At 73.8% G+C, this 13,350-nt stretch carries 14 protein-coding genes; 2 read left to right on the forward strand and 12 right to left on the reverse strand.

What is annotated here, in order from left to right; translation table 11 throughout:
• Positions 1-238 precede the first annotated feature (238 nt).
• From ACOOHE_RS02230 to tsaE, 4 genes are all read right to left on the reverse strand, one after another.
• Positions 239-925, reverse strand: a complete 687-nt coding sequence (locus ACOOHE_RS02230; protein ID WP_420456171.1) for an HAD family hydrolase — start codon at positions 923-925, stop codon at positions 239-241.
• A gap of 47 nt (positions 926-972) precedes the next feature.
• Complete coding sequence (gene rho / locus ACOOHE_RS02235) at positions 973-2,427, reverse strand: transcription termination factor Rho (protein WP_420456172.1); 1,455 nt, start codon at positions 2,425-2,427, stop codon at positions 973-975.
• A 115-nt stretch (positions 2,428-2,542) separates the two neighbouring features.
• Positions 2,543-3,817 (reverse strand): bifunctional folylpolyglutamate synthase/dihydrofolate synthase, encoded by a 1,275-nt coding sequence (locus tag ACOOHE_RS02240; RefSeq protein ID WP_420456173.1) that lies wholly within the window; start codon positions 3,815-3,817, stop codon positions 2,543-2,545.
• Positions 3,818-4,099: 282 nt separating this feature from the next.
• Positions 4,100-4,537 carry a tRNA (adenosine(37)-N6)-threonylcarbamoyltransferase complex ATPase subunit type 1 TsaE gene (tsaE, locus tag ACOOHE_RS02245; protein ID WP_420456174.1) on the reverse strand — a complete coding sequence of 146 codons (438 nt, stop codon included), beginning with the start codon at positions 4,535-4,537 and terminating at the stop codon, positions 4,100-4,102.
• 72 nt (positions 4,538-4,609) lie between these two features.
• Between tsaE and ACOOHE_RS02250 the strand changes: the two genes are divergently transcribed.
• Positions 4,610-5,335, forward strand: a complete 726-nt coding sequence (locus ACOOHE_RS02250) for a Nif3-like dinuclear metal center hexameric protein (RefSeq protein ID WP_420456175.1) — start codon at positions 4,610-4,612, stop codon at positions 5,333-5,335.
• Here ACOOHE_RS02250 and ACOOHE_RS02255 read toward each other — a convergent pair.
• From ACOOHE_RS02255 to ACOOHE_RS02270, 4 genes are all read right to left on the reverse strand, one after another.
• Positions 5,317-5,679, reverse strand: coding sequence for a CHY zinc finger protein (locus ACOOHE_RS02255; RefSeq protein WP_420456176.1), 363 nt, complete (start codon positions 5,677-5,679; stop codon positions 5,317-5,319). The genes ACOOHE_RS02250 and ACOOHE_RS02255 overlap by 19 nt on opposite strands.
• On the reverse strand, positions 5,676-6,257 hold the full coding sequence (locus tag ACOOHE_RS02260; protein WP_420456177.1) for a biotin transporter BioY: 582 nt from the start codon (positions 6,255-6,257) through the stop codon (positions 5,676-5,678). Before ACOOHE_RS02260 ends, ACOOHE_RS02255 begins: the two co-directional genes overlap by 4 nt.
• Before the next feature lie 366 nt (positions 6,258-6,623).
• Entirely contained in the window at positions 6,624-7,742 is a 1,119-nt protein-coding gene (locus tag ACOOHE_RS02265; RefSeq protein ID WP_420456178.1) for an alpha/beta hydrolase, read from the reverse strand.
• A gap of 178 nt (positions 7,743-7,920) precedes the next feature.
• Positions 7,921-8,958, reverse strand: a complete 1,038-nt coding sequence (locus ACOOHE_RS02270) for a PEGA domain-containing protein (protein WP_420456179.1) — start codon at positions 8,956-8,958, stop codon at positions 7,921-7,923.
• 323 nt (positions 8,959-9,281) lie between these two features.
• Between ACOOHE_RS02270 and ACOOHE_RS02275 the strand changes: the two genes are divergently transcribed.
• Complete coding sequence (locus tag ACOOHE_RS02275; RefSeq protein WP_420456180.1) at positions 9,282-10,223, forward strand: ComEA family DNA-binding protein; 942 nt, start codon at positions 9,282-9,284, stop codon at positions 10,221-10,223.
• Between the two features lie 51 nt (positions 10,224-10,274).
• Here the strand turns inward: ACOOHE_RS02275 and ACOOHE_RS02280 are convergent, their stop codons facing one another.
• From ACOOHE_RS02280 to ACOOHE_RS02295, 4 genes are all read right to left on the reverse strand, one after another.
• Positions 10,275-10,421: a hypothetical protein gene (locus ACOOHE_RS02280; RefSeq protein ID WP_420456181.1), complete on the reverse strand. Its 147-nt coding sequence runs from the start codon at positions 10,419-10,421 to the stop codon at positions 10,275-10,277.
• Positions 10,414-10,707: a nucleotidyltransferase family protein gene (locus tag ACOOHE_RS02285; RefSeq protein ID WP_420456182.1), complete on the reverse strand. Its 294-nt coding sequence runs from the start codon at positions 10,705-10,707 to the stop codon at positions 10,414-10,416. The genes ACOOHE_RS02280 and ACOOHE_RS02285 overlap by 8 nt, the downstream gene beginning before the upstream one ends.
• The gene (gene dnaB, locus ACOOHE_RS02290; protein WP_420456183.1) at positions 10,707-12,305 is read right to left on the reverse strand and encodes a replicative DNA helicase; all 1,599 of its coding nucleotides are present in this window, start codon (positions 12,303-12,305) and stop codon (positions 10,707-10,709) included. Before dnaB ends, ACOOHE_RS02285 begins: the two co-directional genes overlap by 1 nt.
• Positions 12,306-12,371: 66 nt before the next feature.
• Positions 12,372-13,286 carry a uracil-DNA glycosylase family protein gene (locus tag ACOOHE_RS02295; RefSeq protein ID WP_420456184.1) on the reverse strand — a complete coding sequence of 305 codons (915 nt, stop codon included), beginning with the start codon at positions 13,284-13,286 and terminating at the stop codon, positions 12,372-12,374.
• Positions 13,287-13,350: the final 64 nt, after the last annotated feature.

The following is a 13,350-nucleotide window of genomic DNA, read 5'->3' on the forward strand; positions in this document are numbered from 1 at the left end:
GCGCTACGTGCGGACGGACCCGGGTCGCCAGGTTTGTACCCCGTGCGTCCTCAACGACAGCGGCGTCGGACGTAGGGGCACGCCGGTGGCGTGCCCTCGCCTCACCGCGGTCGTCACGGGCACGCCACCGGCGTGCCCCTACGTGCGGATCGGCAGGTGAGGCCACGTCTCAGCGATCCGGTACGACGAACCCGGTCCGCTGGTCGCCCCGTGCTCCGCCCTCTGTCCTCTCCATCCACTACAGCCCCGAGGCCAACAACGCCGGCAGCGCGTCCGGCGTCGAGACGACGACGCGGGCGCCGGCCTCCATCAGCGTCCGGCCGTGGGCGTCGAGGTCGTGGCCGGGCGGGACCACGCCGACGGCGACGCACCCGGTGGCGACGGCCGCCCGCATGTCGTCGACGGTGTCGCCCGCGAAGGCCGCGTCGCTGGGGGCCACGTCGAGGGCGTCGAGGGCGAGCTCGAGCCCGTAGGGGTCCGGCTTCTCCTTCCCCGCTTGCCGGCCCATCCCCACCACGACCGGGACAAACGGGCCCCACTCGAACCGGTCGAGCGTCCACTGGGCGTCGGCCTCGGGGCGGCCGGTGACGAGCGCGAGCCGGTAGCGGTCGGCGAGCGCTTCGAGCGTGGCCGTGCGGATGGCCGGCGGCTCGGTCGCGATGAGCCCGTCGTAAGCGTCGCCCTTGTACACGCGGATGAAATGAGCCTTGATGGCCTCGAACGGCGCGTCGCCGCCGGCCTCGCGGACGAGCGCCTCGGACAGCACCCAGTCGTTGTTGAACCCGCCCTGGTCCTTCTTGGCCTGGATCTGCTCCGGCGTCGGCCCGGCCCCGACGAAGTGGGCCACGGTCTCGGTGATGGCCCGGCGGTACGAGCCGCGGACGTCGACCAGGACGCCGTCCATGTCGAGGAGAAGGGCTTTCACGAGTGAAGGGTCAAGGGCGAGGGGGAAAGGGTACGTCTCATCACCCTTTACTCTTCGCTCATCACCCGTAGGAACGCCTCGTTGCTCGCGGTCCCGCGCATCCGGTCGAGCAGGGCGGGCAGGGCCTGAGCCGGGTCGAGGTCGGCGAGGCCGCGGCGGACGGCGTGGACCTGGCCGAGCCGGTCGGGCGAGAGCAGGATCTCCTCGCGGCGCGTCCCGCTCGCGGCCAAGTCGACGGCCGGGAACAGCCGGCGGTCGGCGAGGTCGCGGCGGAGCACGAGCTCCATGTTGCCGGTCCCCTTGAACTCGTCGAAGATGACGTCGTCGGTCGGGCTACCAGTCTCGACCGCCGCCGTGGCGACGACGGTCAGGCTCCCGCCCTCCTCGACGGCCCGGGCCGCGCCGAACAGCCGCTTCGGCCCCCGGAGCGCGCCGATGTCGACGGCGCCCGCCGCCGTCCGCCCGGCGCTCTCGCCCGCGGCCTGGTGGGCCCGGGCGAGCCGCGTGATCGAGTCGAGCAGGACGACGACGTCCTGGCCGGCCTCGACCAGCCGCTTGGCCTTCTCCAGGACGAGGTCGGCGATGTGGACCTGGCGCTCGGGCGCCTCGTCGAGCGTCGACGCGACGACCTCGGCGCCCGGCGTGACCCGCTGGAAGTCGGTGACCTCCTCGGGTCGCTCGTCGACGAGCAGGACGATGACGGTCGCCTCGGGCTCGTTCTCCAGAATCCCCCGGGTCATCTTCTGGAGCACGACGGTCGCGCCCGACCGGGGCGGGGCCACGACGAGCCCGCGCTGGCCCTTCCCGATCGGCGCGAACAGGTCGATCACGCGCGTCGTGAGCTCGTCGGGCGTCGTCTCGAGTCGGAGCGGCTGGTCGGGGTAGGCCGGCGTCAAGAAGTCGTAGCTCGTCCGCTCGTCGAAGGCCTCGGGCGCCCGGCCGTTGATCGAGTGGACCCGGATGAGCGCGAAGAACCGCTCGCCTTCTTTGGGCGGCCGGATCTGCCCGTCCACCGTGTCGCCGACGCGGAGCGAGAACCGCTTGATCTGGCTCGGGCTGACGTAGATGTCGTCGGGCGAGGGGAGGTAGCTGTACTCGGCCGAGCGGAGGAAGCCGTAGCCGTCGGGCAGGATCTCGAGGACGCCCGTCTTGCGGATGAGCCCGTCGAGCGTGGTCGCGTACGGGTCGAACCCCTGCATGTAGTCCGGCCACTCGGGCGAGATCGGCTGGCGGACGCGCGGGGCTCTCCGGCGGGTCTCGCGGCGCGAGGCGGGCGCCGTCCGGCGCTCGGCCGAGCGGGGGCGCACGGCCGGGCGGTCGTCGGAGGCCAGGGCCACGCGGGGCGGGAGGTCCGAGTCGTCGGCGTCGGCGTCGGCCTGGGCGCCTAGGATCTCGTAGATCAGGTCGCGGCGGCGGAGGTCGGCGTAGCCGTCGATGCCGAGTTGCCGCGCGATCTCGTAGAGCTCCGAGACCTTCTTGTCCTCGAGCGCAGCGATGTTCATGGAGAGGAGCCCCCGGCCCGGTCGGCGGGGCGAGGCGGAAGAGACGGGGGGACGTCAAAAAAAAGCGGCGTCCCGGAGACGACAGAGAGGGGCCCGGCGGTGGGCCGGGCGAGGTCTAACCCGTGGCGCCCGACTGGGTTCGCGCCAAGACGGCGGCGACCGTGAGGTGCGAGCCGGTCACGAGCATCCGGTCGTCGGGCGCGTCGGCGAAGGCGTCGAGCGCGGCGGCCACGTCGGCGACCTGGAGGCACGGGACGCCGCGCGCGCGGAGGGTCTCGGCCAGCGTCGAGGGAGCCAGCGCGCGGTCGCCGTCGAGGGGGATCGCGAGCGCCCGGGCGCCGTGTGCCGCGAGCGCGCTCGCGAGCGCGTCGGCGTCCTTGTCGGCCATCACGCCGACGAGGGCCCACAGCCGCCCGCCTTCGGGGACCCCCAGCCCGTCGAGCGCGGCCCGCCAGCCGTCGGCGTTGTGGGCCACGTCCAAGATCACGCGAGGGTCGCCGGGCAGCGCCTCGCCCCGGCCCCGCAGCCCGGACCGCGCGACGACCTCGGCGAGCCCACCGCGCACGGCCTCGGGCAGCAGACCCGGGAGCGCGACCTCGACCGCGCGCACGGCGAGCGCCGCGTTCCACGTTTGGTGCCGCCCCGGCAGCCCGACCGCGACCTCGCCGTAGTCGGCCACGGGCGTCGCCAGCCGGACCCGGAGCGGCGACGCTCGGACGACGTCGACGGCGCACGTCCGGCGGACGTCCTCGGGCACGGCCCCACGCCGGAGGGCTTCCGCCTCGACGGCCCCCCGCGCCGCGTCGACGGCGTGGACGAGCGGGACGCCCGGCCGCGCGATCCCCGCCTTCTCGCGCCCGATCTCCTGGACGGTCTCGCCCAGCAGGTCGGTGTGGTCCAGCCCCACGTGCGTCACGACCGACACCGCCGGCCGCACCACGTTCGTCGCGTCCAACCGCCCGCCCAGCCCGACCTCGACCACGGCCAGGTCGACGTCTCGCTCGGCGAAATACAGCAGCGACAGCGCGACGGTGGCCTCGAAAAAGCTCGGGCCCACGGCCTCCAGCGCGCCCTCGACGCGGGCCACGGCGTCCGCCAGCCACGCCTCGGACGCGGGCTCGCCGCCGACCCGCATCCGCTCGCGGACCGTCGCCAGGTGGGGCGACGTGTGGAGCCCGACGCGGCGCCCGGCGGCGTGGGCGACGGACGCCGCCAGCGACGCCGTCGACCCCTTCCCGTTCGTCCCGGCCACGTGGATCGCAGGGAACGACTCGTGCGGACGGCCGAGGGCGTCGAGGAGCGCGGCCATCCGCTCCAGCCCGGGCCGGTACGCGGCCGTGTCGGTGGCGAACCGAGGGAGGGAGAGCAGGCGGCGCTCGGCGTCGGTCACGGGAGGGCTAGAGGGCGGGGAGTAGAATAGAGAATGGGACCTCCGGCGGAGCGAGCGACGACACGGGTGGCCAAGCGGCCGCACGCTCCGTGGCCACCCCCCGTCCGCGCGCCCATCGCGGAGCCTGTGCTGAGCCCCGCCGAAGTGCTCAGCGGGCGCCCGGACTGTCCCCCTTGGCAAGGGGGACAGCGTCGCGGTCTGGGAGCGGAGCGACCGGCCGGGGCGCGGGGGGGCTGCGGGCAGCGTGCGGTTGCCCTGCACGGGTGCCCCCTCCTCCACCCTCTACTCTCCACCGTCCACCTTCTCCACGCGCCGCCGGTCGCCGCCGAGGTGGGAGAGACGGAGCCAGACGGTCCGCGGCGGAAGGAACGCGCGCCCGCGCTCGGGCCACTCGACGAGCGCGACCGCGTCGCCGTCGAGGAGCTCGTCGAGCCCGAGCCGGCCGGCCTCGTCGTCGGTCTCGACGCGGTAGAGGTCGAGGTGCAAGAGGGCGCCGTCGCCGTGCTCCTGGACGAGGGCGAAGGTGGGCGAGGTGACGGCCGCGCCGTCGAGCCCCAGCCCGTCGGCGACGCCTTGGGCGAGGTGCGTTTTGCCGGCGCCGAGGTCGCCCGAGAGCGCGACGACGTCGCCGGGCGCGAGACGGGCCCCGAGCCGACGGCCGAGCGCGCGCGTCGCCTCGGCGCTGGCGGTCTCGGCGGGCAACAGGTCGGAGAGGTCCATGGCCGGCCAACGCCCGGCCGGGTGGCGCGTTCTCCCGGCGGACCCGCGCCGCGCCGTCGGCGTCCCCGACCGATGCCCACCGTCCACGACCTCGCCGACGCGCTCGCGCCGGCCCTCGACCGCGCCCGCTACCACCGCGACGGCGACCCGGCCGGCGTGTGGCTCGCGTCCAGCCGCGACGTCCGCCGCCTGGGCCTGCGCCTGGACGCCGGGCGCCCGCCCTACGCCTGGGCCGACGGGCTCGACGCCGTCCTGATCCACCGGCCGTTCGGGCTGTGGCCGGCCCGGCTGCCGGCCGGCGTCGGCGTGCTCGCGGCCCACCGGGCGCTCGACGACCGGCTGTCGGTCGGGACGGACCCGGCGCTGCTCGACGCGCTCGGCCTGGTCCCCGACGGCGAGCCGCTGACGCGAGACGGAACGCCGGTCGGGCGCGTCGGCCGCCGCCGCCAGTCGCTGGCGGACGCCGTCGCTGCGGTCGTGGCGGCGCTGGGCGGCGTTGAAGAAGCCATCGGCCCGGAGCCCGACGGTGTCGAGGCGGTCGCGCTGGCGGGCGCGATGACAGCGGAGCTGGTGGAGACGGCTGCGGCACACGGCGCTGGGCTCTACGTGACGGGCCAGATCCGCGGGCCGGCGCGAGCGACCGTCCAGGCGTGCGGGCTGCGCGCGGTCGCCGTCGGCCAGGACCGGGCCGAGGCGTGGGGGCTCCGCCGGCTCGGCCGCCTCGTCCAGGAGCGGTGGCCCGGGGTCGAGGTCGTCGAGATCGACCTGCCGGCAACGGGTCAGGCCGACTCCGCGTAGCGGTCGTGGTGGACGGCGCAGCCCGGGTTGAAGCCGGCCCCGCACGCTGGGCAAGCGTGCCCGGAGCCGAGATAAGCGGGCCACGTCAGCGTCGCGCGGCAGGCACCGCACAGCACCGACGGCTCGTCGAACCGGGCGCGCGGCCAGACCTCGGCGACGTGCCCGGCCGCCTCGTCGTGGCAGCGGTGGCACGGGTAGAACACGCCGCAGCAGCCGAACCGGAGCGCGATCACGTCGAGCGGCCCGTCGTAGTGGGCACACCGCGTCTCGGCGTCGACGCCGACGCCCCGGAGCGGGACCCCGAAGCGGTCGTCGAGGGCCGTCGCCGTCGTCGTCCGCGTCACGCGCCCGCGGCCCGCCGGAGGCCCGCGTAGCCGCCGGCCACGAGCCACACCTTGGCCAGGTCCCACCCGATGAACAGCAGGCAGCCCTTCACGACCGACTCCCACCACGTCGCGTGGCCGGCCGCCACGTGGAGCCAGGCGACGCCGACCGTGAACAGCAGCGCCGCGCCCGCCGTCATCGCGAGCGCCGAGCGGAGGAACGTCGGCCGGTCGTCGGTCCACCGGCCGATCAGGAGCGCGACGAGCGGGTACGCCAGCAGGTAGCCGGCCGAGGCCGACGACGCGAAGTAGCCGAGCCCGGACGCGCCGCCCGCGAACACGGGCAGCACGAGCCCGGCGGTGAGGTACAGCGCCATCGCCAGGAACCCGTTCCGGCCGCCCAGGAACAGGCCGGCCCCGTAGACGGCGACGGTCTGCAACGTGATCGGGACCTCCCACAGATAGATCCGGGCGTGCGCCCCGAGCGCCGCCAGCGCCGCGAACCCGACCACGCCGGCCACCTGCACGGCGAGCGGCGCGTCGGACCGGCGGAGAGCGTCGGCGAGGGCGGGGCGGGAGAGGGCGGCGCTCTGGGACATGGGTCGCGGGGAGAGGGCACGGAAGATACCCGACCTCGTGGGGCACTCGAACGCACCGGGCCTCCACTGACAGGGCTCTCGCGTTCTCCCGAACCCGTTGCTCCGCAGCCCCCTCGTGTCCTCCTGAACGAAGCCGAAGGGATCTCAACGCGGAGTCCCAAGCCGTAGGGAACGGTACCGGAGGGCTCGGAGCGCCGTGCTGAGATCCCACGCCTCCGCGGGGCAGGCTCTTCGCAGGCTCGGGATGACACGGGTGGGAAGAATGCGTTCGCCCTCGCCTCCACTGACGGAGGGGGGGCGTAAGGGAGTGCGGGAGGGGACCGGACGGAACGACTCCCTCCTCCCCCATTCTTCCCGAATCGGGCGTCACATCCCCCAGGCCGCCTTCAGCCGACGGGCGGCCAGGTCCTGGGCCGCGCCGGCCTGCTCCAAGACGGCGCTCATCCCGAAGAACTCGTGCGTGACGCCCGAGAACACCTGCCGCTCGACGTCGACGCCGGCCGCTTCGAGCGCGTCGGCGAGGTCGCCGCCCTCGGCTTCGAGCGGGTCGATCTGGGCGTTGATGACGGTCGTCGGCGGGAGCCCTGCGAGGTCGGCCTCGACGAGGTCGATCCAGTCGTACTCGCGCGTCCGCCAGTCGGGCGTGTAGTTGTCGAAGAACCACTCCATGCCGCCCCGGTTGAGCGGCAGCGCGTTCGCGTAGCGGTCGTAGCTCGCCGACTGCACGTCGCCATCGGCGACGGGGTACACCGAGACGATGGCCGACGGCATCGGGACCCCTTCGTCACGGGCGCGGATGGCGGTCGCCACGGCGAGGTTGCCGCCGGCCGACTCGCCGGCGAGCGCGACGCGGTCCGGGTCGCCGTTTATCGAGGCCGCATTCTGGAGCACCCACTGGTAGGCCGCGAAGGCGTCGTCGTGGGCCGCCGGGTACGGGTTCTCCGGCGCCTGCCGGTAGGCCACCGACACGACGACCGCGTTGGCCTTGGTCGCCAGCGCGACCGCGCCGGCCTCGTAGGTGTCGAGGTCCGCGATGACCCAGCCGCCGCCGTGGAAGTAGACGATGACGGGCAGCCGGCCGCTCGCGCCCATCGGCGTGTACGTCCGGACGAGGAGCCCCTGGCTCGGCCCGACCGGGATCTTGCGGTGGTTGACGGCCACCTTTGGTGGCATCGGCGGGAGGCCGGTCTTCATCAGCAGGTCCATGACCGCGTTCGTCGGCGTCTTCTCCATCCGGGCCTGGAAGCCGGTGAGCTGCGGGTACGGCACGTTGCCGTAGGTCATGAGCTGGTCGACGACGGCCCACATCTGGGGGTCGATGTCGGGCGCCCACGCCGGCTTCGGCGCGTTCGTCGTGACCTGCATCGGGTCCATCGGGCCGGCCGTGGGCGGAGCCGGCATCCGGTCTGGGCCGCCGGACGTGGCCATGCAGCCGGCGAGCCCGACGGCGACTGCAAACCCGAGGAGAGAGGAGAAAGGCTTCATCGTGAGCGGGGAGATTGTGAGCGAGGAGAATGGACGGTCCCGAACCCGCCCGGTCCCCTGCCGATCCGCCCTCTCCCCACGTTCCGCCGATCCCCCGGAGCGCGTTCAAGCGTTCCCCCACCTCGCCGCGAGCATGCACCGGAGCGCGAGCCGCGGGCGCTGCCGGGCCCGGCGCCCGCTACCCGTCGGCCGGCGCGTTCCCCCGGAGGTCGAACTCGACCCGGGTCCCGACTCCGGGCTGGACGACGACCGTCCGCTCCTCGGAGCCCAGCTGCGGGTGCGAGACGGAGACCGTGTGCGACCCGGCCGGGAGCGTCGTCCGGTAGACGACGTCGGTCTCGCGCCGGTGCGTCGTCCCGTCGATGACGATGCGGCCCCACGGCTGGACAAGCACTTCGAGCGTGCCGGTCCCCACCGGGGCGGGCTCCGCCCGGGCCGGCTCCGTCCGAGGGGCGGGCTCAGCGGGCGGGCCGAGCGGGCGCAAGGCGATGGCCACCTCGAGGGCGCGGTCCGGGACGACGTCGACCTGCTGGGTGGTCGCCTCGAACCCCGGGCGCGCGACCGACACGGCGTGTCGCCCCGGCCGGAGGCCGCCCAGCGACAGCGGCGTCGCCCCCACGCGCCGCCCGTTGAGGGCGACCGTGGCCCCGGAAGGCGACGACGTCACCCGGAGGTCGCCCGTCGATCCGGGGGCGGCCGGGGCGGACGCGGGCGCCCGCTCGGCGACGGCCGGCCCGACAGGGCCCTCGGCGGCGGTCGGGATCGGCCGCATCAGGAGCGGGTCGAAGATGAGGTCGGTCGTGGTCCCCCCGACGGCCACGAGCGTCGTGTCGGCGAGGGCCACCCCGTCCGGACCGACGACCTGGACCCGGCGGGGGCCCTCGGCCACGCGGTCGAGCCAGAGCGGCATCGTCCCCACCGAGTCGCCGTCGACGAAGACCGTCACGCCGGCCTCGCTCACGCCGTCGATCCAGAGGCTGGCCAGGCCCTCGCTGCCGTCCGCCGCGAAGTCCGCGGGCCCGTCCGGGCCCCCGCCGAGGACCGAGGCCGCATCGTCGGGGCCCTCTCGGGTCAGGCCGTAGGTCAGGAGCGCCAGGCCCGCCAGCGCGACCATCGCCCCCCCAACGACGACCTTCCGGACGACGGCCCGTGGGTCGCCTGCGACCTCGAGGTGAGCGGGGCGTGGGGAGCGTGGAGGAGACGGGGGGCCGAACACGGCGGGGCGGGGTGCGGGGCGACAGGATAGGACAGACGCGCCGGGTGGCCAAGTGGGCGGCGACGCGGGGCGCCGTCGAGGGCGCCCCCACGTTCAAGACCGCCGGGGCCTCGGTGCCCACCACGTCACAGGTGCGGCGAGCGGGCGGGCCCGTCCACGGTCAACCGGACAGCGGCGGCGCTCATTGCCTAGAGGGGGGAGCTTATGGATTTGAGAAGGAGGGGAAGCCCTTGTACCATGTGTGCCGGCGTCGGTCTATCATGCCCGACGCACTACGTCTTTGCCGCGCGTGCGGCGGCTCTTCAGCTATGTCCTTGGTCTTCTTGCCCCCCCGTCCCCTCGCTCTGATCGGCGCGCTCCTCCTCGGGCTGGCCGCGGCCCCCGGTCTCGACGCCCAACCGAGCGCGGACCCCAGGTGCCGCGACGCCCTGGCGTCGGCCGAGCAGCGGTACACCGAGCAGGCGTACGACGCGGTCGAGGCGCTCGTCCGCGAGTGCGTCTCCCAGCCCACCGCGGCGGCCGACGACTTGGTGGAGGCGCACCGCCTGCTCGCCCTGGCGTTCATCAAGCAGGACCTGATGACGGAAGCCCAGGGGGCCGTCATCAAGCTCCTGAGCGCCGACTTCAGCTACGAGCCCGACCGGCTGCTGGACCTCCCGCTCTACGTGGCGCTCGTCGACGTCGTCAAGGACCAGCTGAGCGTCGCCGTCCTGCCGAGGGCGCGCGTCGAGCGGCCCCTCGCCGTCGCCGACGCCCCGGCGAGCGTCCTTCCCGTCCAGGCCACGAGCCCCTCGCTGATCGACGTCAACACGGCGTCGGCCGAGATGCTGGACACCGTGCCCGGCATCGGCCCGGCCATCGCCGGCCGGATCCTCGCGTTCCGGGCCCAGAACGGCCCCTTCCGGTCGGTCGCGGATCTCGAGCAGGTCCGGGGCATCGGCCCGCGGACGCTGGAGCGGATGGCCCCGTACCTCACGGCCGGCCGGCCCACGATGCTGGCCAGCTCGGCTGGCGGCGGCGTCTCGTCCGTGACGCCGACCGTCGAGCCGGCGCCGCCGGCGCGGTCGGGGGCCCTCGTCAACCTCAACACGGCCACCGCCGAGGAGCTGGACACGCTCGACGGGATCGGCCCGGCGCTCGCCGGACGGATCATCGAGTTCCGCACCACCAACGGGCCGTTCCGGAGCGTGAGCGACGTCCTGCAGGTCCGGGGCATCGGCCCGCGGACGCTGGAAGGCTTCGCCGAGCAGGTGACGGTCGAGTAGCCGGCGACAGTCATGCCGTACGAGCGCCGGGTTCGGAGCGCTCGCGATCGCTCATCCCGGTGCGTCGCCGAGGTGTCGGACCATCGCCCCGTAGGCTCCCCGCAGTCGCGGCGCGTCGGCCGGAACCGCCAGCGCCTCGTCGAGCCGGTCGAGCGCGCGGCCAAGGCTGTCGAGCCGGTCGCGCAGGCGGTCAGACATCGACGCCCTCGGCCTCAATACGCTGGCGGAACCGGTCCGGCGCCCCGTCGAGGCAGAGAAAGTCCACGTGGTAGAGCGTCGCGGCTTCCTGCGCGTCGGTCCACAGCCGGACCCACGCGGCACGGTCAAGGCCCGGCGCGCCGAGGGCGAGGTCCACGTCGGACCGCTCACGGTGGTCGCCGCGGGCGCGCGAGCCGTAGAGCACGACGCGCCGCACGCCCGGCGTTGCCGCGAGGCGCGCGACGAGCGGCCGGACCGACGGCGGGACGTGGGCGGCGGCGTCCACTAGAACGGGACGTCGGTGGCCGGGGGCGGGAGCGGCGGGGGCGCGTCGCCGCCGCCGAAGCCGGCGCCGACCAGGCCGCCGTCCGGCGGGGGCGGGTAGTCGTCGTAGCCGCCCGAGGTGTCGGAGGCGACGTAGCTCGTGAGGTTCTCGAACCGGGCGTACTGGTTGACGAAGGCCACCTTGACATCGCCGATGGGCCCGTTCCGCTGCTTCCCGATCAGGAGCTCGCCCAGCCCCTCGGTCGAGTTCCCGTTCTCGTCGACCGTGATCCCGTACCGCTCGGCCCGGTAGATGAACATGACCACGTCGGCGTCCTGCTCGATCGAGCCCGACTCGCGGAGGTCCGAGAGCTGGGGCCGCTTGTCGCCGCCGCGCGTCTCGACGGCGCGCGAGAGCTGGGACAGCGCGATGACCGGCACGTCGAGCTCCTTCGCCAGCCCTTTCAGCGACCGCGAGATCTGGGCGATCTCCTGCTCGCGGTTCCCGCTCTGGGACTGCGTTGTCCCGTGCATGAGTTGGAGGTAGTCGACGATGACGAGGCCGATGTCGTGCTCGGCCTTCAGCCGCCGGCACTTGGCGCGGAGCTCCAGGATGCCGAGCCCGGCCGTATCGTCGATGAAGATGGTGGCCGCCGAGAGCCGCCCGGCGGCCCGGGCCAGCTTGGGCCAGTCGTCGTCGTGGAGCCGGCCCGTCCGCGCGCGCTGGGCGTCGACGCGGGCCTCGGACGTGAGTAGGCGCTGGGCGAGCTGTTGGGCGCTCATCTCGAGCGAGAAGTAGGCCACGCCCGCCGGTTTCTCTGGATGCAGCGCTGCGTTTCTCGTAATCGCTAGACTTAATGCGGTCTTTCCCATAGATGGACGAGCTGCAATAATAACCATGTCCGAGTTCTGCCACCCGCCGGTCATGGCGTCGAGCGCCGTGAACCCGCTCGGCACGCCCGTGATGCCGCCCTCGCGCCCGTGGATGGACTCGAGGTGCTGCATCGTGGCGTGCACCACCGAGTTCATGTCGACGGCCCCCTTGCGGAGCTGGGACTCCGAGATCTGGAAGATCTCGCGCTCGGCGTTGTCGAGCAGGTCGAAGGCGTCGGTCGTCGGGTCGAACGCCTGGCCGACGACGCCAGTCATGGTCGTGATGAGCTTGCGGAGCAGGCTCTTCTCGGCGATGATCCGGGCGTGGTACTCGACGTTGGCGGCCGAGGCGACGCGCGTCGTCAGCTCGGTGAGGTAGTAGCCGCCGATCCCGTCGTAGTCGCCGCGGCGCTTGAGCTCCTCGGTGAGCGTGATGAGGTCGACCGGGTTGCCGCGCTCGAAGAGGGCCTCGACGGCCTCGAAGATCCGCTGGTGCTTCGGGTCGTAGAAGGCGTCGGCCGGCAGGATCTCGATGGCCTTCGGGATCGCCTCGCGCTCGATCAGGAGCGCGCCCAGGACCGACTGCTCGACCTCGACGGCCTGGGGCGGCATCCGCCCGGCCTGCTGCTGCATCGGCAGCACGTTGAGCGGGCGCCGCCGCCCGCCCGTCATCTTCTCGATGGGCACGCCGGGCATGTCCTCGTCGATGCGGAGCGGGCGCTGCTGGAAGTCGTCGAGGTCGGCCATCGGGGGTGACGGGCAATGGGTAAAGGGTGATGGGCGAAGGACTCTTCACCCTTCACTCCTCACCCATTACCCGCTGAGCTGGTCGTAGCGGGTGCGGAGGAGCTTGACGTCCTCCCAGGTCGGCCGCTTCCACTGCGGGTTGCGCAAGAGCGCGGCCGGGTGGTAGGTCACCAACAGCGGCAACCCGTAGTAGTCCTGGAACGAGCCCCGCAGCGACGCCAGCGACGACTTCTTGCCCAGCAGCCCGTTCCCCGCGCTCTTGCCGACAGCCAGGATCACCTTCGGGCGGACGAGCGCGATCTGCTTGTGCAAGATCGGGAGGTGCGCCTCGACCTCCTCGGGCAGCGGGTCGCGGTTGTTCGGCGGCCGGCTCTTCAAGATGTTCGTGATGTAGACCTCCTCGCGTTTGAAGAGGACGGCCTCCAAGATCTTGTTCAGCAGCTGCCCCGCCCGGCCGACGAACGGCTCGCCGGTCCGGTCCTCGTCGGCGCCCGGCGCCTCGCCGACGATCATCAGGTCGGCGTGGGGATCGCCGGTGCCCAGGACGGGCTGGATCCGGTCGCGGTCGATGGGGACGAGCTCGGTCTCGGCCAGCCAGTCGCGGATCTCGTCGAGCGAGTCCATCTCGCGGAGCGGGGAGTCCTCGGGGACGAGGGCCTCGATGCGCTCGTACGGAGACAGCGTCTCGTCGAGGCTGGGGTCGGGGAGGTCGCCGAAAAGGTCGGGCACGTCGTCGTCGGGTGAGTCCTCGCTAGGGCGGGGCGGGCGGTCGGCGTCTACGGGCGCGGGCGCGGAAGGCTCCGCGAGCGCGGGACCGGGTTCAGAGTGCGAGGCTCGCGGCGCGGCCTCCGGCGCCGTGACCGGCTCGGGCTCGTCCGCGCGGCCGAGGTAGCGGACGGGGCCAGCGATCCGGCGCTGGAGCGCGATCAGGGCGCGCGCCTCGCGCACCACGTCGGCGAGGGCAGGGGCGGCGTCGGCCACGCTCGGTGTCGGGGGGGATCGGCAAGGTAGGGGACCGCCCCACCGTCGGGCAACGGCCGTGCGC

The organism is Rubrivirga sp. (assembly GCF_965213695.1).
GTDB lineage: Bacteria > Bacteroidota > Rhodothermia > Rhodothermales > Rubricoccaceae > Rubrivirga.